The 24,198-nt window shown below is 41.9% G+C and carries 30 protein-coding genes; 19 read left to right on the forward strand and 11 right to left on the reverse strand.

Annotation, left to right across the window (positions count from 1 at the left end; genetic code table 11):
- Nucleotides 1-13: 13 nt before the first annotated feature.
- Nucleotides 14-1,336, reverse strand: a complete 1,323-nt coding sequence (locus AC6JA8_RS12465) for a CFI-box-CTERM domain-containing protein (RefSeq protein WP_497974081.1) — start codon at nucleotides 1,334-1,336, stop codon at nucleotides 14-16.
- 83 nt (nucleotides 1,337-1,419) lie between these two features.
- Here AC6JA8_RS12465 and AC6JA8_RS12470 point away from each other — a divergent pair, with 83 nt between their 5' ends.
- The 4 genes from AC6JA8_RS12470 (at nucleotide 1,420) to AC6JA8_RS12485 (ending at nucleotide 5,686) form a co-directional block, all read left to right on the forward strand.
- Nucleotides 1,420-2,277: an aminotransferase class IV gene (locus AC6JA8_RS12470; RefSeq protein ID WP_497974082.1), complete on the forward strand. Its 858-nt coding sequence runs from the start codon at nucleotides 1,420-1,422 to the stop codon at nucleotides 2,275-2,277.
- 120 nt (nucleotides 2,278-2,397) lie between these two features.
- Nucleotides 2,398-3,021 (forward strand): 30S ribosomal protein S4, encoded by a 624-nt coding sequence (gene rpsD, locus AC6JA8_RS12475; RefSeq protein WP_102244139.1) that lies wholly within the window; start codon nucleotides 2,398-2,400, stop codon nucleotides 3,019-3,021.
- A 182-nt stretch (nucleotides 3,022-3,203) separates the two neighbouring features.
- Entirely contained in the window at nucleotides 3,204-4,880 is a 1,677-nt protein-coding gene (locus AC6JA8_RS12480; RefSeq protein WP_497974083.1) for an IucA/IucC family protein, read from the forward strand.
- An 8-nt stretch (nucleotides 4,881-4,888) separates the two neighbouring features.
- A complete protein-coding gene (locus AC6JA8_RS12485; protein ID WP_497974084.1) occupies nucleotides 4,889-5,686 on the forward strand; it encodes an alpha/beta fold hydrolase in 798 nt (265 codons plus the stop codon).
- Here the strand turns inward: AC6JA8_RS12485 and AC6JA8_RS12490 are convergent.
- Nucleotides 5,683-6,423, reverse strand: coding sequence for a nicotinate-nicotinamide nucleotide adenylyltransferase (locus tag AC6JA8_RS12490; protein ID WP_497974085.1), 741 nt, complete (start codon nucleotides 6,421-6,423; stop codon nucleotides 5,683-5,685). The genes AC6JA8_RS12485 and AC6JA8_RS12490 overlap by 4 nt on opposite strands.
- 12 nt (nucleotides 6,424-6,435) lie before the next feature.
- A complete protein-coding gene (locus AC6JA8_RS12495; protein ID WP_497974086.1) occupies nucleotides 6,436-6,912 on the reverse strand; it encodes a hypothetical protein in 477 nt (158 codons plus the stop codon).
- A gap of 46 nt (nucleotides 6,913-6,958) precedes the next feature.
- On the opposite strand from AC6JA8_RS12495, the gene AC6JA8_RS12500 reads away from it, so the two are divergent.
- Nucleotides 6,959-7,303 (forward strand): hypothetical protein, encoded by a 345-nt coding sequence (locus tag AC6JA8_RS12500; protein ID WP_497974087.1) that lies wholly within the window; start codon nucleotides 6,959-6,961, stop codon nucleotides 7,301-7,303.
- Between the two features lie 48 nt (nucleotides 7,304-7,351).
- Here AC6JA8_RS12500 and AC6JA8_RS12505 read toward each other — a convergent pair whose 3' ends face one another.
- Complete coding sequence (locus AC6JA8_RS12505; RefSeq protein WP_497974088.1) at nucleotides 7,352-7,942, reverse strand: hypothetical protein; 591 nt, start codon at nucleotides 7,940-7,942, stop codon at nucleotides 7,352-7,354.
- A 275-nt stretch (nucleotides 7,943-8,217) separates the two neighbouring features.
- Here AC6JA8_RS12505 and AC6JA8_RS12510 point away from each other — a divergent pair, with 275 nt between their 5' ends.
- Nucleotides 8,218-9,552, forward strand: coding sequence for a D-alanyl-D-alanine carboxypeptidase (locus AC6JA8_RS12510; protein ID WP_497974089.1), 1,335 nt, complete (start codon nucleotides 8,218-8,220; stop codon nucleotides 9,550-9,552).
- A 47-nt stretch (nucleotides 9,553-9,599) separates the two neighbouring features.
- Here the strand turns inward: AC6JA8_RS12510 and AC6JA8_RS12515 are convergent, their stop codons facing one another.
- Nucleotides 9,600-10,238, reverse strand: a complete 639-nt coding sequence (locus AC6JA8_RS12515) for a DedA family protein (protein ID WP_497974090.1) — start codon at nucleotides 10,236-10,238, stop codon at nucleotides 9,600-9,602.
- 15 nt (nucleotides 10,239-10,253) lie between these two features.
- Nucleotides 10,254-11,099 (reverse strand): M48 family metalloprotease, encoded by an 846-nt coding sequence (locus tag AC6JA8_RS12520; RefSeq protein ID WP_497974091.1) that lies wholly within the window; start codon nucleotides 11,097-11,099, stop codon nucleotides 10,254-10,256.
- Nucleotides 11,100-11,193: 94 nt separating this feature from the next.
- Here AC6JA8_RS12520 and AC6JA8_RS12525 point away from each other — a divergent pair, with 94 nt between their 5' ends.
- The 5 genes from AC6JA8_RS12525 to AC6JA8_RS12545 are packed head-to-tail and all read left to right on the forward strand — an operon-like array spanning nucleotide 11,194 to nucleotide 14,262.
- Nucleotides 11,194-11,541 (forward strand): hypothetical protein, encoded by a 348-nt coding sequence (locus tag AC6JA8_RS12525; RefSeq protein WP_497974092.1) that lies wholly within the window; start codon nucleotides 11,194-11,196, stop codon nucleotides 11,539-11,541.
- Nucleotides 11,542-11,561: 20 nt separating this feature from the next.
- Nucleotides 11,562-12,233, forward strand: a complete 672-nt coding sequence (locus tag AC6JA8_RS12530; RefSeq protein ID WP_497974093.1) for a hypothetical protein — start codon at nucleotides 11,562-11,564, stop codon at nucleotides 12,231-12,233.
- 60 nt (nucleotides 12,234-12,293) lie between these two features.
- Nucleotides 12,294-12,617: a hypothetical protein gene (locus AC6JA8_RS12535; RefSeq protein ID WP_497974094.1), complete on the forward strand. Its 324-nt coding sequence runs from the start codon at nucleotides 12,294-12,296 to the stop codon at nucleotides 12,615-12,617.
- The gene (locus AC6JA8_RS12540) at nucleotides 12,599-13,525 is read left to right on the forward strand and encodes a hypothetical protein (RefSeq protein WP_497974095.1); all 927 of its coding nucleotides are present in this window, start codon (nucleotides 12,599-12,601) and stop codon (nucleotides 13,523-13,525) included. The genes AC6JA8_RS12535 and AC6JA8_RS12540 overlap by 19 nt, the downstream gene beginning before the upstream one ends.
- Nucleotides 13,513-14,262: a phosphatase PAP2 family protein gene (locus tag AC6JA8_RS12545; RefSeq protein WP_497974096.1), complete on the forward strand. Its 750-nt coding sequence runs from the start codon at nucleotides 13,513-13,515 to the stop codon at nucleotides 14,260-14,262. Before AC6JA8_RS12540 ends, AC6JA8_RS12545 begins: the two co-directional genes overlap by 13 nt.
- Here the strand turns inward: AC6JA8_RS12545 and AC6JA8_RS12550 are convergent.
- From AC6JA8_RS12550 to AC6JA8_RS12560, 3 genes are read right to left on the reverse strand one after another with little or no spacing between them, the layout of a single operon-like run.
- Complete coding sequence (locus tag AC6JA8_RS12550; protein ID WP_497974097.1) at nucleotides 14,259-15,110, reverse strand: MBL fold metallo-hydrolase; 852 nt, start codon at nucleotides 15,108-15,110, stop codon at nucleotides 14,259-14,261. The two genes, AC6JA8_RS12545 and AC6JA8_RS12550, sit on opposite strands and share 4 nt — an antisense overlap.
- Nucleotides 15,111-15,124: 14 nt before the next feature.
- Complete coding sequence (locus AC6JA8_RS12555; RefSeq protein ID WP_102244155.1) at nucleotides 15,125-15,421, reverse strand: ArsR/SmtB family transcription factor; 297 nt, start codon at nucleotides 15,419-15,421, stop codon at nucleotides 15,125-15,127.
- Complete coding sequence (locus AC6JA8_RS12560) at nucleotides 15,418-16,179, reverse strand: TSUP family transporter (RefSeq protein ID WP_497974098.1); 762 nt, start codon at nucleotides 16,177-16,179, stop codon at nucleotides 15,418-15,420. Before AC6JA8_RS12560 ends, AC6JA8_RS12555 begins: the two co-directional genes overlap by 4 nt.
- Before the next feature lie 64 nt (nucleotides 16,180-16,243).
- On the opposite strand from AC6JA8_RS12560, the gene AC6JA8_RS12565 reads away from it, so the two are divergent.
- The 6 genes from AC6JA8_RS12565 to msrB all read left to right on the forward strand — a co-directional run bounded on the left by AC6JA8_RS12565 (nucleotide 16,244) and on the right by msrB (nucleotide 21,193).
- On the forward strand, nucleotides 16,244-16,657 hold the full coding sequence (locus AC6JA8_RS12565; RefSeq protein ID WP_497974099.1) for a YeeE/YedE family protein: 414 nt from the start codon (nucleotides 16,244-16,246) through the stop codon (nucleotides 16,655-16,657).
- Nucleotides 16,657-17,079 carry a DUF6691 family protein gene (locus AC6JA8_RS12570; protein WP_497974100.1) on the forward strand — a complete coding sequence of 141 codons (423 nt, stop codon included), beginning with the start codon at nucleotides 16,657-16,659 and terminating at the stop codon, nucleotides 17,077-17,079. Before AC6JA8_RS12565 ends, AC6JA8_RS12570 begins: the two co-directional genes overlap by 1 nt.
- A gap of 45 nt (nucleotides 17,080-17,124) precedes the next feature.
- Entirely contained in the window at nucleotides 17,125-18,048 is a 924-nt protein-coding gene (glsA, locus tag AC6JA8_RS12575) for a glutaminase A (RefSeq protein ID WP_497974101.1), read from the forward strand.
- Between the two features lie 11 nt (nucleotides 18,049-18,059).
- Complete coding sequence (locus AC6JA8_RS12580; RefSeq protein ID WP_497974102.1) at nucleotides 18,060-19,106, forward strand: mechanosensitive ion channel family protein; 1,047 nt, start codon at nucleotides 18,060-18,062, stop codon at nucleotides 19,104-19,106.
- 56 nt (nucleotides 19,107-19,162) lie between these two features.
- A complete protein-coding gene (locus AC6JA8_RS12585) occupies nucleotides 19,163-20,608 on the forward strand; it encodes a hypothetical protein (protein WP_497974103.1) in 1,446 nt (481 codons plus the stop codon).
- 75 nt (nucleotides 20,609-20,683) lie between these two features.
- A complete protein-coding gene (gene msrB / locus AC6JA8_RS12590) occupies nucleotides 20,684-21,193 on the forward strand; it encodes a peptide-methionine (R)-S-oxide reductase MsrB (RefSeq protein ID WP_497974104.1) in 510 nt (169 codons plus the stop codon).
- On the opposite strand, the gene AC6JA8_RS12595 is transcribed toward msrB, so the two are convergent.
- Together AC6JA8_RS12595 and AC6JA8_RS12600 are read right to left on the reverse strand one after the other, a co-directional pair.
- Nucleotides 21,157-21,393, reverse strand: a complete 237-nt coding sequence (locus AC6JA8_RS12595) for a VF530 family protein (RefSeq protein ID WP_497974105.1) — start codon at nucleotides 21,391-21,393, stop codon at nucleotides 21,157-21,159. The two genes, msrB and AC6JA8_RS12595, sit on opposite strands and share 37 nt — an antisense overlap.
- Entirely contained in the window at nucleotides 21,383-21,958 is a 576-nt protein-coding gene (locus AC6JA8_RS12600) for a TetR/AcrR family transcriptional regulator (protein WP_497974106.1), read from the reverse strand. The genes AC6JA8_RS12595 and AC6JA8_RS12600 overlap by 11 nt, the downstream gene beginning before the upstream one ends.
- Nucleotides 21,959-22,021: 63 nt before the next feature.
- Between AC6JA8_RS12600 and AC6JA8_RS12605 the strand changes: the two genes are divergently transcribed.
- Both AC6JA8_RS12605 and AC6JA8_RS12610 read left to right on the forward strand, forming a co-directional pair.
- Entirely contained in the window at nucleotides 22,022-23,302 is a 1,281-nt protein-coding gene (locus AC6JA8_RS12605; protein WP_497974107.1) for an acetyl-CoA C-acetyltransferase, read from the forward strand.
- 27 nt (nucleotides 23,303-23,329) lie between these two features.
- A complete protein-coding gene (locus AC6JA8_RS12610) occupies nucleotides 23,330-24,163 on the forward strand; it encodes an alpha/beta fold hydrolase (protein ID WP_497974108.1) in 834 nt (277 codons plus the stop codon).
- Nucleotides 24,164-24,198 lie beyond the last annotated feature (35 nt).

A 24,198-nucleotide genomic window follows, 5' to 3' on the forward strand; every position in this document is an offset into this window, starting at 1 on the left:
CGAAAAGAGCGCGTCAAATCTTAATTTTTTCTCGTTTTTTGTATAAATAAAATAAAAGTGTTGCAAAAAGCGAAGAAAGCAAGATCAGGCTTATATTATTAAAAATAAAATAAAGCGCGTAGGCCATTCCCCTGATCATGGCGCGTAATGTCTCATGCTTATAGATTAGTAAGGCGTACTTAGGGGCCGTATCATAATAAAAGCTTATGAAGGCCTTCCCTAAATAAGACTTTGCGAGAACCGCATCTCTGAAATGTCTAAAGTAAGAAATTACGTAATGGTCTTCTCCGAACCCGGCCGTAAGTAAGAAGCAGCCCTCTTTTTTAAGTAGCTCCTGAATCTCAAGTGGAGTCTCACTGCCCGCAGGAGACACTACAGTTGCGATGTTATAAAGATTTACCATCACCACTGAGAGGTAGGTCTCTACTCCGTTTGCCAGATTGGTGACAGTCAATTGACCTGAGGTTGAATAAGGATACTCCGTAGAAGTTAAACTTCCGCCTGCATTCAGGGCCGTCACAATAGGCTCGTCATCAATCGCTGACCCAGGGTTAGTGCTTCCAAAACTAATAACACGAATCGCTTTGGGATTTGTGATCCCGGCACTTCCACTATACTCAAGAATAAGTCTCTTATCCCCTGGCCTGGTCTTAGTAATATCCAGAGTCACTTGAGTTTTTGTATAAACTTTATTGCTCATGTTGAGCTGAAAGTAGATTCCGTTATTATACCCTGCTGATGAGGGCGTAATTGTCGTTCCCACAGGCAGAGATGTCGGAACAGTATCGTTTAAGAAAAAGTAAGCTGTGAACGTTTTTTCAGTTCCAGAAGTTGAAGTAAAAGAAGAGCAATCGACTCCTGATTGATCACAAAATTCTTTTACCGAAACCGGGAATGTGACATCCAGATTTGTCGTTCCATTGTAAGTGGTAGAAGAAAAAGTGACGATCTTATAATTGTTAGAGTTGTCTTTGAGGGCAACGTAAATATAAAAAGGATTCGTTACCGTCAGGGCATTAACATAGAGAGGAAAATTGATCTTTTGACTCGTGCTGGTCACATCAAAAAGTGTCCCCGCATTTTTATCGATAAAATACTTGGCCTCATCAGCAGCACCGGACAAAGGTCCATCCATCGGCACATAAATTTTTGCCGGAAAGCCTTCTGCGCTTCCGTCACCGTTTGGCTCAGATGAATTGATAATAAAAGCTGAACCGGTCGTCTGCCCTGTTACAACGAGATCATTATTTGTATTTAACCTGATTGTTGTCGCAACTCCCGCAAAAAGCTGGGCCGACCAAATCAAAAGAAGTGATGAAAGGATGTATTTTCTCATTGAAAAATTATCCCTTTTTTAGAAATGCATCGTCAATGGATTAAGAATTGATTTCTTCCAATAAATTCTATAAGTTCTCTCGTATGGAAGATTTTTTAGTCAACATTAACGGCACTCTTTTACAAGGCCCAGAAGCTAAGATCTCCGTCTTTGACCGAGGCTTTCTCTACGGCGATTCTGTCTACGAGGCGACTCGCACTTTTAACAAGAGACCTTTTAGGATTGACCAGCATATCGACCGCCTGTTTTTATCCGCTGAAAAAATCTCTCTGGAGCCAACTTACTCCAAGGAAGTCATTTTAAGCGAGGTCTTAAAGACCATCGAAGCTTCGCCTTTTAAAGACGCCACAATAAGAATTGTCCTCACTCGAGGGACTAACAGCGACCTAGGACTGGACCCGGAACTCTCAGGGCCTAATAACCTGGTCATCTTCACTAAAGAAATTAAACCTAATCCCGCCTGGTGGACTACTGAAGGCGTCAGCATGATTTTCTTCCAAAAAAGAATTGAAGCTTCAGGATCTCTGCCAAAAACCGGGAATTACCAGGAAAATATCCTCGCCAATCGCGAGGCCACGACCCGCGGAGCCTACGACTCTTTTATGGTCAATACCCACGGACACGTGACTGAAGGGACGACGAGTAATGCCTGGGTCATCAAAAACAATATTCTCTTTACTCCACCGCTGGCCGACGGAGTCCTGGACGGGTTAACCCGCAAAACCCTATTGGAGATGGCAAAGCGTCAAATGCTTCCCCTCCCTCTAGTGGAAAAAAGTTTAACTAAAGACGACTTCTTAAATGCAGATGAATGCTTTATCACCAGCACAACGCGAAACGTCGTGCCAGTTACCAAGATCGAGTCGCACATGATAGGAAATGGAAAACCAGGTGCATTAACTCTAAAGCTCCTCGAGCTTTACCTCGAGTTTGTAAAGTAGTTGCGTTTTAAAATTGACATGACTTAAAGGAACCTGTATTACTTACGGACGTAATTTTATTAAAATCACAACGAACTAATTGTTGAAGTTGTTAAAAAGCTAATTATTTAGGGGCAGTTCATGGCAAGAAGTACTACAGGAAAAAGCCGTTTCAAAATCCAAAGATCACTAGGAATTGAACTTCCAGGACTTGGAAAAGCAGGCGCTTTAGAAAGAAGACCATATGGTCCAGGTCAACACGGAAACAAGAGAAAGAAAATCTCTGACTTCGCTGTTCGTCAAAAAGAAAAACAAAAACTTAGATACCACTACGGACTAAGAGAAGGTCAATTAGTTAACTACGTAAAGAAAGCTAAAAAAGACAAGTCTCGTGCGTGGATGGATTCACTTCTAATCACTCTTGAAAGCCGTCTTTCAAACGTAATCTTCAGACTTAACTGGGCACCGTCAATGCTTGCAGCAAACCAAATGGTTTCTCACGGACACGTTGTAGTTAACGGAAAGAAGATCAACGTTCCAGGATACACAATTAAAAAAGGTGACGTTATCACTCTTACAGACAGAGGATACGCTTCACTTAACTTCACACAAGCTCAGGCAACTCCAAGACTTCCGTCTGTTCCAGCTTGTTACTCAGTAGACGCGAAAACTGCGAAGGTTGTTGACCTTCCACTTCCAAGCGACATTCCATTCGAATACGCTGGTCAGTTAGTAACGGAATTCTACTGGAAAGTTAAACCATAGTTTTTATTGGTTTTATTCCATGAAATACAAAAAGCCTCCGGAAACGGAGGCTTTTTTTTGCCTTTTTTTCAAAGCCTGGCAACAGGGCGTATCCCAACCATTTTAATCCAGCACTAAAACTCTCATACCGATGCCCCATTCTTCCGAAAAGTCCGAAGGATTTGTTTAACTTTGGGATGGTTATGAAAAAACTGACGTCACTACTTATTCTCATCACTCTTTTGATCACTGGATGCTCAACTCCTTCGTGGAATCCACACTCGCAAAGATCAATCGCCAGTGAACATCTGTCGAAATTTGATGGAAAAGAGCCAATTGCCAAAGGTGTTTTGGAGCTTTTAAATGAAGAGCAGAATCTGCATAACAAAGATTTGTGGGGGGCCAATGCCTTTGCTTCAAATATTGCTCCTGAATACATTCCTGAAAACAACCCGAAGTTTCCACTTCCCTACTATCTAGTTCCGGCCGAAGATGCAAAGTTTCTTCAAGCGGACTCTCTGGATAAACGCGTTTCAAAACAGCTGATGATGATGGTTGATGGAAAAAAGTATTTTAAACTTTTTGTTCACCCGGAATCAGAAGCTCACTACGAATTTATGAGAGGAACTTATAAGTATGTTTCTCAGGATGAAACTGAATTTACGGCCTCGCCAACATCAAGTTACCGCTCACTTGTTGTTTGGGATCATAGCGACTTAAAAAACAAACCATTTATCGCCAAAGTCAGTCTGGATAAAAACGTTATTGGAAGCATCGACCGACTGGTAAGTGAAAACGAAGTTGAGCGCTCAGTGGCCAACCAAAAAGTCTTCGATCGCATTGGATTAGAAAAACTCAATGAGATGAATGTCAAAGTTTTCCCGGAAAGCGCGGGACTAGTTATGGGCAAAGAGCTTCCCGGTGCTCCTGAAAAACTTGGAGGGCAACTTATCCGTGAAATCCCGGATGAAGTTGTGAACTCAAAGAGTAAATGGCTTTCTTTCTCGGCCCTGATGAGCCCGAATAAAAAACCAAAACCACTAATCATGGATGTTATCAAGGCCAGTGGAATGGATTCATTCACCTTCTTTGAAGAGTACATGATTAAGAGCTACATGAAGATGTTTGAAAATCTTTCTCTAAAATCGGGAATGAATTTTGAGCCTCACTCACAAAACTTATGTTTTGAAACAACGATGGATTTAAAACCAACTGGTAAATGGGTTGTGCGCGACTTCGGTGGAGTCTGGCCGGATGTCTTTACGATGGCCAAAAATAATGGCCCGGTTGACGTATACATGGAAAGCACAAACGTAAAAAAATACAAGCTGCGCGGTGGACGCTCTAACTACATCAGCAGTTACGTTTTCTTTTATAAGAGACAGGTCTTCGATATGATGCTTTCTCAAGTGGCCATGTACGACGAAACGATGACACCAAAAAAAATGGCACAACTTAAGGCGATGATCGATACTGCTTTTATTAAGCAGATCAACTCTTACCTGGGACTAAACTTAAAGACTGTTCCGAACATGAATGACTATAAAGTGATTGAAGAGCTGGTAATCAACGAAACCAGAATGCCTGAAGAGATGCCTAAAAAACCACTTACCGACTCAGCTGATTTAAAAGAGTTCATCCTGAAAAAACAAGAGAATGAGGAATGGATCAGCATGGCCAAGGTGAAAGGAAAAACTGAGTTTTTCCTGACTGACCACGGGGTTTATGAAGTACAAAAAGGTAAAGTCATCGGCATGGCCTTCTTTAATGCCCAGGAAAAAGAGGAGTACAAAAAAGGCACAGGTTTTGTGCTGAAACTTAGTACCCAAATCCCGGTGAAACCATTAAACTGCTGGGGTCTATTAAAGACCTTTTTCTAGAGGACATTATGCTCAATTACCGCTTTGAAAATAACGGCAAACCAGTGCTGGTGATGCTTCATGGACTACTGAGTTCACTGGATACTTTTATCCCACTTATCCCTACACTCTCTGAGCATTTTTCTGTCCTATTAGTTGATCAGCGCGGGCATGGAGCTTCAAAGCCCGAAGGACATGATTATACTGCTGATGCCATGGCACAGGATTTAAAAGGCCTTCTAGATCATTTAGGAATTAAAAAAATCACTCTCCTTGGTCACTCGATGGGTGGCAGGACAACGCTCATGTTTGGAAAACTTTATCCTGAGATGGTTGAAAAAATGATCATCGAAGATATGGGGATTCATCAAAGGCAACCTCGTTCTCCAGAGCGCGATCAGGAAAAAACTGACATCGCCAAAAAAGCAGAAGTTGAAAGTCTGCTCTTTGACAATAAAGACGACATCTTCACAATCATCTCCCCCCTTTACTCATACGCTGCTGATTTGATGAAAACAAAAGTAGTGGAAAGAGACGGTAAGTATGAACTTAAATTCTGGCCTCACGTTTCTGTTCTCTACGGTTACCAGGGAAATTATTCTGATCTGACCTCTGCTTTAACCCAGACGAGCTTCCCGGTGCTTTTTATCAATGCTGACCCGGCAGTTGGCTCTGCTCTTACTCCGACTTGTATTGAACACATTAAGACTCATATCCCACGTGCTCAGATGTATGAAATCCCAAAGTCGTGGCATAACATTCACAAAACTCACCCAAAAGAGTTTTGCGAAACCGTTATTAAATTCCATAAAGGTGAAAAGATTTAATCTTGTCTTGCGCGAATCTTGCTTGAAGAAAGACTTCTGTACGGATGATCTGGAAGGATAATAATTTCCAGTTTTGGGTTAATGGCCTTCACTTTTTCAATCTGAGGAGCGTAATCGCTTGTCTCAAAATCTCTTGGGGCCACATAAATTTTAGTCAAAGCATTGAGCAATACTTCTGGTTCATGCCACTTGAGAATGTTCATGAAGGAGTCGTCCCCCATCAGGAAATTCTTTTGGGCGATCTTAACTTTAGGCAGCCAGTTTGATGTCGGGTTTGGTTTATTGCGACCGAAAAATCCAGGGTAAACCGAGTATGGCGTGTCTTTTAAAGTCAGGCACAGGTGCATGAAATCATCATAAGGATTCATTTTTTCTTTGAGCTCTTTATGGGGATTGCAATCAGGCACGATCACAATGTTTTCTTCCGGGCAAAGCTCTAAACAGGCCATATGCCCCGGATGAAAAGGAAAAAAACTTCCACCAAAAAAAGTCACACTGTCTTTGATTTCATGTTTAAGGATATCTTTTTTGATGTGCCCTTTAGGTGTTGAAGAAAGGACTGGCATAAATTTAAAGAAGTCTCCAAGCGAGATCAGCAGATTAAGCTGATCAAGCTGCGAGAGATCATCTAATTTATAAATATCACACCACTCATCATGGTGTTCTCCACCCAAGTGAGCACTGTCTAATTTAACTTCCAGTGAGTTTCTAAACTCAAGTGGGTACAGAAGCTGCATTACCTAAAATCCTTATTCGAAATCGCGGTCCATCACCGTCTTTCTGCCTTCCATGCGCGCCTTTTGGACCGCGCGGTCCGTGTGCCTTCTCACTATTGTAGAGAGAGCTTCCATCACGTTGGCAGATGTGTTCATGTCGTACTTGTCTTTAATATATTGTTTAAGCTTGGAAGCGACAATCAGAATATCTTCTTCGTTAGCGGACCCAACTACTTCTGCTCCACTGGCAGCTGTCGGTTTATTTGAAACGATCACTCTTCTTGGAGCTGAATCGTCACTTGCTGGATTGTAGTCTTCTTTTCTTGGGGAGCGGTTTTCTTCTGCCCATGAACTCTTATGATTCATCACCGGGTTGTGCAGGTTCCAGCAGTCTACTGAGCAAAAAACTAACTTGCGGCAAGTGCTGACGTTGCAGGCCTGGTAAACGGTATTAAAGCCGATTTCTTTCTTGCAGCTTCCGCATTTTCTCCAATAGGTCAATTCCGACACTTTTAAGCTCCTTCTCGAATCAATTTCGTGTTAAACTGATTTTAACATGAATTTTGAAACCGAATATAAAAACATCCGCTTTTTGATTTCACTCGAGAAAGAGAACTATACAGACGTCTCCCTTCTCATGGGTGATAAATTTAATCGACTTCCCAACCAGACAATGATCGAGATTAAAAAAGGCCAGCTCGGCCCTTACAACCTGGTCATTACTTCGATTCAAGATGATGAGGAGTACACTCATTACCTGAGCGGCATCCTGCTGACGACGAATGAAGAGGAGCTTTTAGAAGAGCTTGGCTCATATCTTGAACAAGAACATATACTGGATGACATTGTGGCCTTGAGAAAGCGCTATGCTGTTTCACCCGGTCCCATCTGGAAGCAATAAGAAAACGCAAATAAAAAAGGCCTCTTTCGAGGCCTTCTTTTTTATTAACTATCTACACTGAGTAGAGCTTAATACAATTCTATCAACCCAAGTTACATCCCCTTGGAAAGTTGCTGCTTCATCATTTGTGTTAGCAGCTGAGATCGTAAGAGAGACATCTTTGTCTGTTTTTCTGTCGTAGTATTGAATCCATCTTGTACCGAATCTTGTTTGGTACTGGATTGAACAAGCTACACCACCGTTTGGTACAGGGTAACAAACTTGAACTGGCTCTTGGTATTGGCAAGATTCAGTTGTTTGTCTTCTTTCAGAATCAGTTACAGTCGTTGCAACTGTTCCTTTTAGGTCAACTGGCTGTCCAACTGTATTTGAGTTGTAAGCAAATGATCCGTTTGATGGGATTGATCCATCTGGAACGTTAAATTCATATTTTTCATCGCTGTCGTTGTTAAGACGAAGAGTGATTTTCTTTTTAGTGTTAGCTTTGATGTCTGCAGAGTATGTCCCTACTCTTAGAGTTCTTAAAACACCTTTTGTTGTTTTAATTTTTACGTCTTTATTAACGTTAAGTTGTCCTTCGATTTTTTCACAGCCAGCAAATAAAAGCGCAGCCGCGACTAATGGTAATAATGTTTTCATGTGGAATTCTCCTGATTGGTAAAAAATTCAATACTTTGAACTTATCGTGTCCAGGCCGATAGGGCAAATTCCTGGTAAAAATGTAAGGTTTTAAATAAAAGTTCTGTGTTAATTCAGAAAAAACGGTGACATTCTGGCCCCGGCTCGACCCTAAGCCCCAGTAAGTATGCGAACCTATAGAATTTACAAGCTTGGTTGAAACGAATGGTCATCGGGGCTATACCCCCTCATACATATTTTTTGGGGAATCCACACATTCATCATGAGGGGCTACTATGAAACTATCTAATAAACTAACGAGCATGGCGCTTTTAGCTATGTCATCAACATCAGTTATGGCAAGCCAGGCAACTGATAAAGACTTCGCTCAGCTTTTAGCAAAGTACAAACTAGACGCAAAAGAGCAGTCGTATTGTTACACAGATGAAAACGGAAAACTTCAAGGTTCAAACGTAGATACAAAAGTGCGTTTAGCTTCAGTAACAAAATTAATCACAACTCTTTGGGCAGTAGAAGAAAAAGGTCCAAACTACCGTTACGATACAAAACTTTATATCAAAGGAAACAACCTGCACATTCAAGGGTCTTTCGATCCTTTCATGAGTAATGAAAAAATGCTTTTCCTTATCTCTCAGTTAAACACTCTTGGATACACACACTTTGATAAAATCACTTACGATAAAACAGTTCAAATCTTCCCGAACGCTCAGGTTCACACGGACCCATACCCTCTTATTACAAGAGATTCTAACGGGAAAAACATTAAGCTTTATTTCAACACTGACTCATGGTCAAAAGTGTTTAAAGCAGAATACGATCGCCTGGCCTCTCTAGCGAAAAAAGACCGTTTCCTAAAATCTGTTGATATGAGCGCAGACGCTGTTGAGTTCTCAGAGAAAAACCCTCTGGTAGCAGACATCAACAATGTTCCAGAAGATGTAAAAGTTTTAACTCTAACTTCTCCAGCTCTTTATAAATACCTTAAAGAAACAAACGTGAAGTCAAACAACTACTCTTCTCACACGATCTTCCTTGATCTTGGTGGAGCAGCTAAGTTTGAGAAATGGGTTGCTAACAAGTTCAGCATCACAACTGATAAGCTAAAACTTTGGAACGGTAACGGTCTTCCTACTGTTATTGATGGAAAGAGATACGACAACTACGCGACTTGTGCAGTTATGGCCGAGCTGATTGAAGCTCTTAAAGAGTCATCTGAAAGACAAGGAAAAGAAATTGAAGACGTAGTGGCAGTTCCAGGAAGTGACGCTGGTACATTTGCTAACCGTCTAAACTCAAGTGACCTAAAAAACACTTTCGTAGCAAAAACGGGTACGCTAATGCACACATCAACTCTTGCAGGGGCGATGAACACGCAAAAAGGATACAGCTTCTTTGGTATCTTTAACCAGACAACAGATGTGACAAGTGCAAAACAAGTTCAAAACGCAATGGTAAAATCTCTAATGGACGAAATGAGTGGTCCAAAAACGTTTAACTACCAGGTTGAAGGTTTCCACGCTTACGACAATAACGAAAATGTTAAGAACTTCAACATTATCGATGAAGAAGAAGCTACTGACTTCAGCTCTATCGAAGGATCTCTTCAGTAATATAAGCTAAAACAAAAAGGCCCGCGAAATGCGGGCCTTTTTTATTTCTAGTGTTTTCTCTTTTCTTTGATAAATTCAATCACGGCCGGAAGAACCGAAATCACAATAATCGCAATCATCACGATCTTGAAGTTTTCTCTGACAAAGGGAAGATTCCCAAAGAAGTATCCCAACGGAATAAATGAGAACACCCATAAAACAGCTCCCACCACATTGTAAGTCATAAACTTCTTATAAGTCATTTCCCCGATCCCTGCGACAAAAGGAGCAAAGGTGCGGACGATGGGAATAAAGCGCGCAATAATGATTGTTTTCGCCCCATACTTCTCATAAAAGGCCTGGGCCTTAAGCAAGTGACTCTTGTTAAAAAACTTAGAGTCGTCTTTATGGAAAACTTTCGGGCCGATATATTTTCCGATGGCATAGTTCACACTGTCTCCGATAATCGCCGCGGCCAGAAGTGACAGCGAGATCGTCCAGAAATCAAAGGAGCCACGGGCCGCAAAAGCACCGATGGCAAAAAGAAGTGAATCCCCCGGAAGAAAAGGAAGCACCACGACTCCAGTCTCACAAAAAATAATCATAAAGAGAATTAAGTAAGTCCAGGCATGATACGTTTGGATCAAATAATCCAGGTGGACTTCAATGTGTAGAATGAAGTCGATGATTGCGTGAATGAATTCCATGAAGGTTCCTGTTGGTTACGGTTTATACCAACAGCGAGGGCGTGCTCCGGGTCTGTTGGTATCATTACAATGACCAATTTTAGCATCAGTCTCTGAAGTTGCAACATTAGATCCAACAGTACATAAGGCCCCTTGATAAAGAGTATCAAAGCGGCATTGAGGTCTTGGGTAATTGTTTGTGTTCGTTCCCTTTACGATGCGGTCGTCTGTGGCGTCGATACTTACAGGCGTTTTAGCATCAGGAAGATGATTTAAGAAATGTGCGAAGCTTAGGCTCGCAAGCATTGTACGGATACAAATTTTCAATTCGCCGAGGTTTTTATAAACGAAGTTACAATCTTTGATGACTTTCTCAGGAACGTTTTCATTGATTGAAACATCTTCATTTTTTAATTCAGCGTAATAGTTCTTCAAACATTTCGAAGACGCCCAGTAATCGGCCTGTCCTTCCGCTGAAGGCCATCCGTCGTAAAGAAAAGTTCTCGGAGCTCCACCTAAATGGTGACCAAGCTCGTGACAAACAACTAAGGCCAGAGAGTCTTTAGTCATTCCTTTCGCGCGAGCAATCCCACCGGCCACATGAACAGTCCACGTGTCGACTTCGCGAGTGGCATAAGCGTTTACAGTGTCATCGTTCCAGGTCGCATTCATCACAAGTTGGAGGCCAGACTTTTCTAAAACTACTGGAGCATAAATTTTATGGAGGAGTTTAGTAACTGTGTTGAAATCGTGTTCTGTCACACTTTCGAAGTCCTTCACGCGAAGTGGAGGAATGTGAAGGTCGTTATCCGGGACAGCATTGGCCATCAAAGATCCCGAAAAGAGTGAAAGAATAAGGGCGAAAGACCACAGTTTTTTCATGGGCCGGAGTGTACTCAAAAGACAGCAAAAAGACTAACCTTTTTAAATGAAACTTATATTGCAAAACGCATAGCGCAATGGATACGCTAGACCTATGAAAACTCAAAAAATGCACCTCCCAGTTGCCCTGCTGGCATTGGTTCTTACATCGGCACAGGCCTTTGCCCACTGCCCATCGAGCTATAAAGAAGAAAAAGTCTGCTTTATGCTGGAAAAAAACCTGCTGTATATTTACGACAATAAATTAGAACACAACGGTCCCTACAAAGACTTTGAAAAGGCCGACCTGGTCGCACTTAAGTCGCCAAAAGGCCAGAAACTGGACTTTAAAAAGATCGCCCGCGGGATTTATAAAATTGAATCTGCTGAAACACTAAAGAACATCACGGTTGAAGTTTCTTTAGATAAAAAGAAAAATGACATTAAGGTTGCTCACGAATAACCTCAGACCCAGGACCATGGATGGCCAGATTTTTATTTGCTCTTCTCCTCTTACCCACACTCTTAGTTGCAGGAATTCCTGGAATCGAAATCAAAGGAGTTCTTGAGCGCGAACTCAAAACAACCTACCTGCAAAGCTTAGAAAAAAAATTTGGCGAATGCGGAGACAATCCTGATTCATGTCTTTCAATGCAAAATGGTGAGTACCAGGTTCTCAATCTTCCAAAAAAAGAAATGTGTTTTCCCTATACCACGTGCGGTTTTTATAAGTGCATGGAAAACAAATACCAATGCGACACTGTCGGAGTGAATTATTTTACAGAGCTTGCTCATCCTACTTGCAGCGCTTATGTTAAAAATATCGAAGATAAAAAATTCACGAAGGCCGGAGTTGAATGGATTTATACAGTGATGGTGTGTCTACAAAAAGGATTAGTTGATGAATGCGAAGTTAAAGGAAACTGTCCGACGTCAGGTAATTTAAAAGAGCGCAAAAAAACTTGTGACCACATCACAGATTTCACTCTTTCTTATCATCCGGGTTGTTACATCAATAGCGGTGTGGGAGTCTGTAAATTACCTCTGCAGGATAAAACAAATATCTGGAAAACTGTCAGCCCTTTTCTGACTGCGCGCGAGAGACAAGAAGCGTATAAAGTGATTTTCCATTGCTTGAATCCCATCAAAAAATAATTCTTTACACTTACAAAAAAATATTGTTTCATGGCCCAAACTTTTTCTCAAGGACCTGCTATGAAACACATCACACTACTTGCTTTAACTGTTCTATCAACTTCAGCATTCGCTGGAAATCTTTGTTCTAAATACGAAAGCTACCCTCGCTATATGAAAGCGATCGCTGCGGTTGCATCAAACCAAAATAAAACTCTGGAAGTTTTTTGTTCTAATCCAAGAGTGCTGGATATCGAAGCTCAACCAAGCAGAATCATCACTCGCGAAGGAGAAGTGATTCCACACGTTCGCGTGCAAGAACACTTCGATTACGACAGCTGCCTGTATATGGTGAACGAAACTGATTACACTATTTCTCAGTCTCGTTGCTATTCAGGAATGTAATTATAAAGTATTTATTACTTTTAATTATTCCTTTTACTCTCTCTGCAAAAGAAATCGATAGCGATATCTCTCACCCGTTTTATCTTCTTAAACCGGGTGAGATCAAACTTCATGCTGAAACCCGCTACTTTATGGAAGAGCATGAATATGAAAAGGCGAAAACTGTCCAAGACCTTTTTGAATACGAACACTGGTATTATAAAATTGAAAATGCCTACGGTCTTCCAGGCGACAGATTAATTGGCGGCTCTCTTTCAGCTCTCTCTAACGGGAGACTAAAAAAAGAATACGCTCCATCCCTCAACATTCCCAATAGCAGTGTTTCATATCAAGGCCTTTATGCTTTTGAACTCTATTACGAAGAGCACTTCAAGGCCGATAGTGATAAAAACAAACTGGCCTTAAGAATAAAAGTGAAAGGCTCTCCCTTAAAAGGAAAAGAATCCAACAACACCTACTCCGGCAAGGATTTATCGCTGGGGTTTCTTTACTCCCACCGCCATGAAGATTGGCGAATCTATGGGGACTTTCACGCAGAAATTATCGGCAGAAAAAAAACCTGGAAACAAAATGGAGAACTGGAAACGGTCAATGCTTATTCTCAATTTGGGACGCTCTTAGGAGCTCAATGGTTACAAGGAAAATGGTTTCTTGATGGTTATGCTCTTTTTTACCTGACAACTGACTACAATTCACACAGTGCCTCTTATACGAGACTCACAGATAAAGGCTTCGTCGTTGGAGGAAAATTTGCTATCGGATATTTTTTATCAGAGCGATCTTTCATCACAGTTGAACATGTCAGAAGAGGATCAAACTTCAATGTCATAACCAATACGACCAATGACTCGACTGAATTTGAGATTGAAACCCAATACTCTAAGATGGGGGTTTCATGGTTTTTCTAAAATGGTGTTTTCCTCTACTTCTATTCTTCCAGGCTGCTTTTGCCGAAGAAAAAAAAGTGCCTCAATTTGAAGACAAGTCGTATTTAAAAGAAATCGGCAATGACTTAATCAGTCCTATTACCACTCCGGCAAAATGGATTCTTCTCGGAGGAACGATCACCACCGGGATGATGTACATTACAAGAAAAGACATCACTTACAGAAAAAGAGAGAGCTATCGAGAGGCAAAACCACTTGGCAAGCTAGGCTTTATTGGCGACTACGTCGGGTATGGTCTGCTCAACCTGGGTTATAGTTCCTACTTTCTTTGGCAGGGAAAATTTCATGATGACCCCAAGGCGCTGGAGCGTGCTGAGCACATGTTAAGGGCAACGACTTACACCGTCGCCTTAACGACAGCTCTAAAGTACACCATCAGTGAAAAACGCCCTGGCTATCCGGATGATCACCATTCATTTCCCTCTGGGCATTCATCTGCTTCCTTTGCTTTTGCTTCAGTCGTGGCCTTACAGCATGGATGGTTCTGGGGAGGAATCGCTCATGGGGCAGCGGCCTTCATCGCCATTAGCCGCGCCAATGATGACTTCCACTATCTCCACGACATCACGGCCGGTATGACGATCGGTGCTTCATTTGCCTGGGGCGTGTACTACAACCTACAAAAAGGAAATCCCTACTGGCTGACACTGGTTCCAGTCCCTAAAGGCGCGGGCCTTGCCATGGGATTAGACTTCTAGATTTTTTTCATCTTATTAAAAAGCGGCATCTTCAATTCTGCTGGTAAAACTCCAGCATTGATATTGACCTGAATGCTGGCAAAAAGCAGCCTTGGGGCCTTAAGAGTTTTATCTCGGGCCTCGCGGAAAGTTACATACTCTTCTCTGGATGTTTCTTTTCTCAATTGAGTATTGTGCATTTTTGACTGGCCAATAGTTGTCTCAAAACGAAGGTCTCTACCGTTTGGCTGATAATCATGACCTACAAACACAATTGTATCGTCTGGTAGAGAATAAAGATTTTCATGAACTGAAGTATATAAATCCTGTGCACTTCCATCAGGGAAATCGCATCTTCCAGTTCCCGAATCTTCAATAAAAAGAGCGTCACCAGTAAAAACCATATTATTAATATGAAAACTCATACATGCTGGCGTGTGACCAGGAGTAGGGATAGCGTGAATTTTAATTGATCCTGCAGAGAACTCTTCATGATTTTTAATTAACTTATCAAACTGTGAACCATTGGTTTTAAAATCATCTCCAAAATGAAAGACATCCTTAAAAGACTTCTGCACTTTTTGAATGTTTTCACTTATCGCAATTTTAATATGAGGAAAGTAATCTTTAAGCTCTTGTGAGCTCGACAAATGATCTGCGTGAGCGTGAGTCTCAAGACAATAATGAGGATTAAGTTTGTGCTCTCTAATAAAATCCAGGATCAATTTCAGACTGTTATTTTCAATCGCACCAGAGGCCGGATCATAATCTAAAACAGGGTCAATAATCACTGCATCTTTGGTGTTATGATCATAGACGATATAAGTAAGAGTAAATGTGTCTTTATCAAAAAAGTGCTGAACGTTCATAATCCCTCATTAGGTTAAGAGCAAAATATTTTATTCAAAGACAAAATTAGCTTTTGTATTTTTTTATCAGAAATGCTGTACATTGAAAAGTTTCCCTCTTTACGCGACATAAGGAGACCTTCTTTTTGCAGACGGATAAGAAATTGCGAAGTCTGAGACTGAGATAAGTCACTCTTTTGCATAATCTCTCCCACACTTTTTTCCCCATCCATTAAGAGACAAAGAATCAACAGTCTTTGTGGATGAGAAAGCGCCTTGAGTATGTCTGCCACCTCTACACTCTTTTGTTTTAAATCGACGTTTTTTTTCATACTAAAACCTTTTGTCCTATGGCCATAAAAGAATACAGAACGACCAGGGTAAAGACAACTCTTCGGCCTAATTCACTCCATTTAGCTGGTATTTTGCCCATTATTTTTTTGACGACTAAAGACGCGAGCACTGTGCCGATAAAAAGAAAAAAAATATCTATTCCTCTGACTCCTCCACTTCCCTTTTTTAACAACTGCATTACAAACGAAGAAAGAGAGATCAGGAAAATGAGAAGCAAGCTGCTAGGGAGGGCCTCTTCATAGCTCAGGTGAAAAAAGTTGATCAAAAGAGGAATGATCAACACTCCTCCCCCAAGTCCTGTAAGTGTCGTCAAGGCCCCAAAAATGATACCTGAAAAAATAACCGGCCAAAATGTTTTAACTTCAACACCTCGTTTGGCAGAACTTTTCTTCTTCCATACACTCCAGAGTCCATAAAGACTGATAAGCCCTAATAAAGAAGCCGTAACCAAGTCCCCCACATAAGGTTTAATTTGTAGGGCCATTGCCGTCCCTAAAAAACTGCTCGCAAAAAGCCCTGACACTATTTTATTATCGGCCTTTTGTCCGCCCCCGATATGGCCTCCAAGGTAATTAATCCCTGAAGCAATCATAACTACGATTAAAGAAAGGAAAGTGGCTTCATTTAAAGAGACGTGAAGTCCGGTTAAAAAAAGAGGAATGGCAATCAATGCCCCGCCTGCCCCAGTCAAACCTAGAACCAACCCCGTCAATAAACCAATAAGTGTTAAAATCATGATGTTCCCCTGCCTTGACAATATTATTATATTATAATATCGTTATATTGTCAAAGGAGGTCTTATGTTGGCATTAATAGGTGGAATGATGATTGGGCTGGCAGCGGCCATGCTCTTACTGACCAATGGCCGGATAATGGGTGTAAGCGGAATCGTGGGAAACCTCATTTCCCCTTCTTCTTTAAAAGAAAAGAAATGGAGAATCGTCTTTCTCTTAGGGCTCTTCGCTGGCGCCTTTTTAGTCAAAGAGTTCTTGCCCTCTTCATTATCGTTTTCGACTTCTCTGAAATATTGGGACTACGCCTTAGCAGGTCTTCTCGTCGGTGTAGGGACAACGATGGGCAGTGGCTGTACTTCCGGTCACGGAGTCTGTGGGATCTCCCGCTTTAGTCCGCGCTCTATTATCGCCACTTGTACCTTTATTGCTTTTGGAGTCCTAGGATTTTTCCTCTCTAAAATTATTCATGGAGGTTTCTAATGAAGGCCTATCTTGCAGCTTTCCTGGCCGGCGCTCTCTTTGCCTTAGGTCTTGGGGTTTCAGGTATGACTCGTCCGGATATCGTCCAAGGCTTCTTAGATCCTTTTGGCAACTGGAATCCAAGTCTGATTGGGGTTATGGTCGGAGCTATTTTGGTTTTTTCTATTGCCTACCGCCTGATTACCAAACGACCTAAACCTTTATGGAGTGAAGCTTTTAGTCTGCCGACCAAAAAAGACATCGACTACCGACTTATTCTTGGTGCTATCGTATTTGGACTCGGCTGGGGATGGGCCGGAATTTGTCCAGGACCAGGACTGGTGTCGCTTGTTAGTGGGCACGGGGAATTTTTTATTTTTGTCGCGGCCATGCTTATTGGGATGAGACTGTATATGTGGATTGAAAAGAATTGGTTAAGTTAAGAGTATTGAGATGACGGGCAAGAGACTTGAGGATATAGTTTTCCTATGGAATACATGAATGTTTTTTTGGAAGACTTAATAAAAAAATACTCACCTGATAAAAAAGGTGCAACGGCAAGCTACATACCAGAGTTGGCGAAAGTAAATCCTGATTATTTCGGAATTGCAGTTGTCACAGTTGATGGTGAAGTCTATTCAGCAGGCGATGTGGCCCAGAATTTTACTTTGCAGTCTGCTTCCAAGCCCTTTGTCTACGGCATGGCCCTGGAAGAGCATGGCAGAGAATTTATCAGAGGCCGAGTCGGCGTTGAGCCTAGTGGAGAAGCCTTTAACTCTATTGTAGAATTAGAAAAAAATACGCATAGACCTTATAACCCTATGATTAACTCTGGTGCAATCGCCATCAGCAGCTATATCCAGGATAAAGACCAAACCAAAAGATTAGAGCGCGTGCTCAATCTCTTTGGTGATTATGTTGGTCATCCCGTCAGTGTCGATGAAGCAGTTTTTCTCTCGGAGAAAAAAACAGCCCACCGCAACCGTTCAATCGCTCACCTGCTTCGCCACTTTGATGTCATTGGCGATGATATTGAGGAGTCTTTAGATCTTTATTTTAAACAGTGTTCGGTTTTAATTAACACCGTTGATTTGGCGACAATGGCGGCGACTCTTGCTAATAACGGAGTTCAACCTAAAGACCAAAAGCAAGTCATCAAAGAAGAATACGTCAGTGATATATTAAGCCTGATGTTTACCTGTGGGATGTATGATACAGCAGGTGAATGGGCCTACACAGTCGGGCTTCCGGCCAAAAGTGGCGTGAGTGGTTGTATCCTGGCCGTGGTTCCTGGAAAAATGGGAATTGCTGCTTACTCTCCACTTATTGATCAGCACGGACACTCTGTTCGCTCAGTTAATGCGATTAAAGATTTAGTAAAAAAATACAATTTAAGCATTTTTAAATCATAAGAGGATCGTCCATGGATCAGGTCAGGCTTCCCATTGAGAAAATTGAATACTTCATTCAACATGAGTCATTTGTTGTTTTAGTTGTCGCTCTTTTATTCGGATGGATTTTTTATAAACTTTTCTTAAAGCGCATCTCAGAAAAAAGACATGCTACGCTGAGAAGACGATTTATGAAAACCGGGCTCTATCTGGTTTTGGCCATCGTGCTGGCCCTTTTTCACTGGGGGCTTATCCAAGCCACATGGACAGATTACTTCACGGTTAAAGTCGCCAACTACATTGGCCTAGTTTCTTTCCTCATTTTGGTTACGGTGCTTATCCGTTGTGCTCAAATCTATGTTTACCTCTACCTCTTCCTGGCCAATATGAGTCAAGGGGTTCCAAGGCTCATTGCCAATCTTTTCACTCTACTCTTTTCTACCTTTGTCGTGAGCTGGATTGCTGCTGATGTTTTTGGTTTTAACCTGGCCACAGTTCTTGCGACTTCGGCCATCTTCACTATCGTTCTCGGTCTTGCTCTTCAGGATACATTAGGAAACTTGTTTTCCGGTGTGGCCTTACAAATTGAGAGACCTTTTCAACTCGGTGACTGGGTTGAAGTCCATAACTCTGATGACAAGTGGGTAGGACAAATTCAGGAGATTACCTGGCGAGCAACCTCTCTTTTAGGTTTTGGTGACGAGCTGATTGTGATTCCCAACAAAACGATTGCTCAAAGTCAGCTGCTCATTTTTTCAGATAGAAATAAGCCTGCGCGTTTTTCCCAGGCCTTCCGTTTCCGCTTTGATGTAGATATCTTAAAAGCAAAAGCGGCCATCTTAGAAGGCATCAAAGCTGTGCCGGAAATCCTTGAAGACCCAGAGCCTCGCGTTTTGGTGTTGGAAGTGACAGAGTCATGGGTGTCGATGAAAGTCTTCTATTCAGTGACTGACTACGGACGCAAATACCGCGTGGGAGACCTGGTGGTGAGCAATGTCCTGGAGTCTATCAAACGCAAGAGACTGACCCTGGCAACCCCGGTTTTAAGCCTTTCTCGAGAGGAAGAGGACCACGATTAAGCCCCTCTATTTATAGGCAGTTTGACCTGGGTTTGGTTCACTGTTAAAATTTAGGTATGAGTATCGCGGTAATCGACCAAGGTGCTGAGCTATTCTGGTTTGTGAGCAATGCTCTTTTACAGGACGAGCTTCCCTTAAAGCACTTAAAAACAACGTCTGCAGGTGAACAGTTCATACTTCAAGAGCTTCCGGCCATCGTTGTTTTAAACGGAGACGACTCCTCTATTCATCCCGAAAAATTCATTGGAAAAATCAGAAACCATGTTTTCGCCAGAAACACCATGTTCATTGTGGTGACGGCCGATACTTCTCTTGAATTTAAAAAATCGTTAATCATCGCCGGAGCTGGCCAGATTCTTTACCGCGGACGAGGCTACACTCCTTCTCCTAAATTTTTTAGAAACTTAATCAAGTGGTTTTTAAATTTAAAAGCACCCGATCCCCAGGTGATTGAGTATAAGCCTGTTGAGTTTGTGGCAGATGGAGAATTCTCTACGTTCGGACGCATCGGATGGCTTTCAGCGGCCCAGTGTTATATAGAAGTCAACCTGGACTTAAATCCCGGGCAAACGATTGAGATGAGAAATCCTCTCTTTGATGAATTGGATATTAAAGATGTAAAGTTGACGATCGTCGATAAAAACACCATTGGCCGTTATTACCAATACGCCAATGGATACCTGTGTAAGATTGAATCGAAAAAATCAAACGCTGATAAAAAGAAGCTCCTCGCTTTTATTGAAAGCAATCAGGAAATTTCAAAATATAAACCGGTCAAAGTTGTTTATTACGAGCAAAACGTCAACAACCGCGAAGCGATTAAAGGAATGATTAAACTCGACCAGCGCTACTGTGCGCGTGGGTTTGCCAACCTGGATAACTTTCTAGACGAACTCAACTATCAGCTTCCTCACCTCATCCTCATTGACCGCCAAATGATTGAGGCCAATCGCTCTAAATTTGAACCATTAAAAAAATTCCTGCAAAGCCATTTCTGTTACTGTGTGACTTACGACAATGAAGGAAAGACAGACCTGGAAAAATATAAAAAAGATTTCGAGTTTGCGATGCACGTGCCCCGTGGGATTGAAAGTAAACTGCTTGAGTCCATGGTGCAAAAACTCGATGAAAAAATGCTCGCCAACCATATGGAAGACAGTGCTGGGAAAATTTTCTTTAACAAGTACTCTGCTTACAGCCGCATGAGCCTGCACTCTCACTGCCGCATCAGTGAACTGGCCATTACTGGAGTTGGAGTTTATCTTCCTTTTGCCATGTCATCTTACTGCGCTTTTGAAATCACTTCTCAAGGTTTTACTCACCTGGGAATGAACCGCATGCAGTACTTTAGAAGTTTCATCAACAAAAAGAGTTCTGCTGACATCTACCATCAATGTATCTTTATGGGACAAACTGTTTCGGATAACGAAATGATCAAAACCGCAGTAGAAAAAATCAAGACTTCTAGTTTTGAAGAATGGAAACTGAACTCCGCCCGATAAAACCCTAATAAGACAAAGACCAGACAAATAAAGCTTAAGTTGCCTTAACCCTCTTCCTGGAAGATGATCATGAATATGAAAACAATCATTCTTTGTTCATTACTTTTTTCACATTCACTTTTTGCCTGGGACTCTTCTTCTTTTAAGATGCCTATCAAAGCAGAACTAAAAAAGAAACTCACTCCCATTCAATATGAAGTCACACAAGAAGAAGGGACCGAGCGCCCTTTTAAAAATGAGTTTCACGACAGTAAAAAAGAAGGCATCTACGTCGACATCGTTTCAGGAGAGCCGCTTTTTAGTTCACTGGATAAATATGATTCAGGAACAGGCTGGCCGAGTTTTTCTCGTCCGCTAGTCAAAGAAAATCTCACTTTAAAAAAAGAAAACAGTTTATTTCTTGGTGCACGCACCGAAGTTAGAAGTAAACACGCCAACTCTCACCTGGGTCACGTTTTTGATGACGGGCCAGCGCCAACAGGACTTCGTTACTGCATGAACTCAGCAGCAATGAAATTTATCCCTAAAGAGAAATTAAAAGAATCTGGTTACGGTGAATTTGAAGCGCTTTTTTCGCGCAAGTAAGCGACGTAAAGATTTTCCACCTTCGTTCTTGCCCAGGGTGTTTTCCTTAGGAAAGTCAGGCTCGATTTCACGCTCGGATTGCTCTTAAAACAATTGATATCGATTAACTGAGATAGCTCTTCGAAGCCATAAAACGCTACAAGTTCTGTGACGATCATCTCTAATGTTTTTCCGTGAAGTGGATTGGTGTTATTTGCCATGTAATTGATCCAAAAGGGCCTCGAGCATTTTCTTTAAACTCTCCTGCTCCCCTCTGATGCGCGCTACTTGAACGCCGCCTTGAAGTGTAGTGAGAAATAAGTCTGCGGCCAGTGTACTGTCCATTGTCTTTTTAATTGTACCTTCTTTTTTTCCCTGCTCAATCGTCTCAATAAGCCAATCGCGGATTAAAAAATGAAACTGCTGTAGTTTCGTTTTCATCTTCGGTGAAACAGAATAGAAATCAGAAGTAAAAGATCCTACCGGACAAATCATGTTGTGTTTAGCAGAGAGTGAACAAAATCCTTTAACCATCTTCTCCAGTTTTACTTTTGAAGGAAGCTCCTGCACTTTTTTGGCCCAGGTTTTATGCCCTTCCTCGTAGTCTTCTAATAAAGCAATTCCCATGTCTTCTTTAGAAGAGAAGTAATAATGAAGGCTCGCTTTCTTGATCCCAAGAGAGTCGGCAATGGTCTGAAAGCTAAAACCGTTAAACCCCAGTGTTTGCAGGTATTCTTTGGCTAAATTCAGGGCCTCGGTCTTTGTGTTGTTGCTTTTAGCATTCATAAGGTGTATTCTACCTACCGGTAGGTAAAAAGTCAAAGTCTAATCATTTAAGGAAGATAAAGTATGAAAACTACAACAATGAGACCCGTTGCCATTATCGCAGGATCGAGAACTCCTTTTACAAAGTCTTTCTCGCATTACTCGAGAACATCGAATTTAGAACTCATCACCGCCACTCTAAAAGACCTGGTCAAAAAAACAAAACTAGAAGGTGTCCAGCTTGGTGACGTTGCCACTGGTGCTGTTATGAAAAACGCTGAAGACTGGAACATGACCAGAGAAGCAGTTTTAAAATCGGGCCTTCACCCTCACACTCCAGGGTATGATGTTCAACGTGCATGTGGAACAGGATTAGAAACAGCAGCGCAAATTGCCCTTAAAATTGCTTCGGGACAAATCGAAGCTGGTATTGCTGGTGGGACAGATACAAACAGTGATATCCAGGGTGTATTCTCACATAAATTCTCATGGCTCATGATGGAGCTGCAAAAAGCAAAAACGATTCCTGAAAAATTTAAAATCATCTCGCAAATTAACCCAAAACTTCTTCTGCCAATTTTCCCTGCCGTCAAAGAACCGCAAACTGGTTTATCAATGGGACAGCACACTGAGCTTATGGTTCAGGAGTGGAAAATCTCTCAAGCAGAACAAGACAAGCTTGCTTACGAGTCTCACCAAAAAGCGGCCCGTGCTTATGAAGCTGGGTTTCACCAGGATTTATTATTTGAGTTTAAAGGATTAAAAAAAGATTCAATCCTAAGACCTGATACGACAATTGAAAAACTAGCAAAATTAAAACCTGCTTTTGATTTCACTGGAAAAGGAACACTGACTGCTGGGAACTCAACAGCTCTAACAGATGGTGCTTCAGCAGTATTACTGGGAAGTGAAGACTTCGCCGACAAACACAAGCTTCCTATTCTTGCCTACTTTGTTGATGCTGAGTACTCGGCAGTAGACTTTGTTAAAGGTGAAGGGCTTTTAATGGCGCCAACATTTGCGGTTAAAAGACTATTAGAGAGAAACAATTTAAAACTTCAGGATTTTGATTTTTACGAAATTCATGAAGCCTTTGCAGGACAAGTTCTTTGTACACTAAAAGCTTGGGAGTCTCCTGAGTACTGTAAAAAAATGGGACTGGATCAGCCAATGGGATCAATCGATAGAAACAAACTTAACGTTAACGGCGGAAGTTTAGCTCTCGGTCACCCGTTTGCAGCAACAGGTGGAAGAATCATTGCTTCGCTGGCAAAAGCGCTTGCTCAAAAAGGAAGTGGACGCGGTTTAATTTCAATCTGTACTGCTGGTGGTATGGGTGTAGCGGCGATTATAGAGAGACCATAAGTAAGACCGTAAAAGAGATTAATAGAAATGAAAAAGCACCTGCCAAAACTCATTGCCTTCTTAAGCAGCTTTGCTCCCGCACTGGCCGCTAAGATTGCGCTTAAAATGTTTGCCACTCCGACGAGAATCCCTCGTCCGGAGTCGGAAATGGCCGTGTATGGAACTTCTAAAAAGTATCTTCTCTCAAATGGGATTGCTGCCTTTGAATGGGGCAATCCCACTGATCCTCTCGTCATGCTCATCCACGGATGGAACGGCAGAGGAACTCAAATTGGGGCCTTCTCTACTCGACTGGTTGAACTAGGTTTTAGAGTTGTCGCTCTCGATGGCCCAGGCCACGGTATATCTCCCGATGGACCTAACAAAATGACCAACCCTGGTCACTACGCAAAGTTTATTATCGATGCTCAAAAAGAATTAGCGCCCAATGGAGCTCACGCCGTGATCGCTCACTCTTTTGGTGGAGGATGCTCAGTCCTTGCGGCCAAGAGAGGATTTAAAGTTAAAGGCATGGTGCTTGTCGGGACACCAAACTTTTATGAAAGAGTCGTGACATTCTTTGGAAAAAGTTTTGGATTAAATGACAAAGGCCTCGAGCATTTTTTTGCTCTCGTTACAAAAGTTGCGGGCCTAAAACCAAGTGAACTTATCACCGGAGAGATCGGAAACACCCTGAATCTTCCCTGTTTAGTCGTCCACGATAAAGACGATAATGCTGTCGCCATTGCCGCCGGAGAAAGCATCCACCAGCAATGGAAAGGCTCAAAAATCCTTATCACAGAGGGGCTCGGCCACCGCCGTATCCTAAAAGATCCCCATGTCATCGCGGAAGTTTGCGATTTTATTAAAGCGATTCCCTAAGACGCAATTGATTATTTGCAGGGAGCGTGATAACA

It is taken from the genome of Bacteriovorax sp. HI3, from assembly GCF_059738875.1.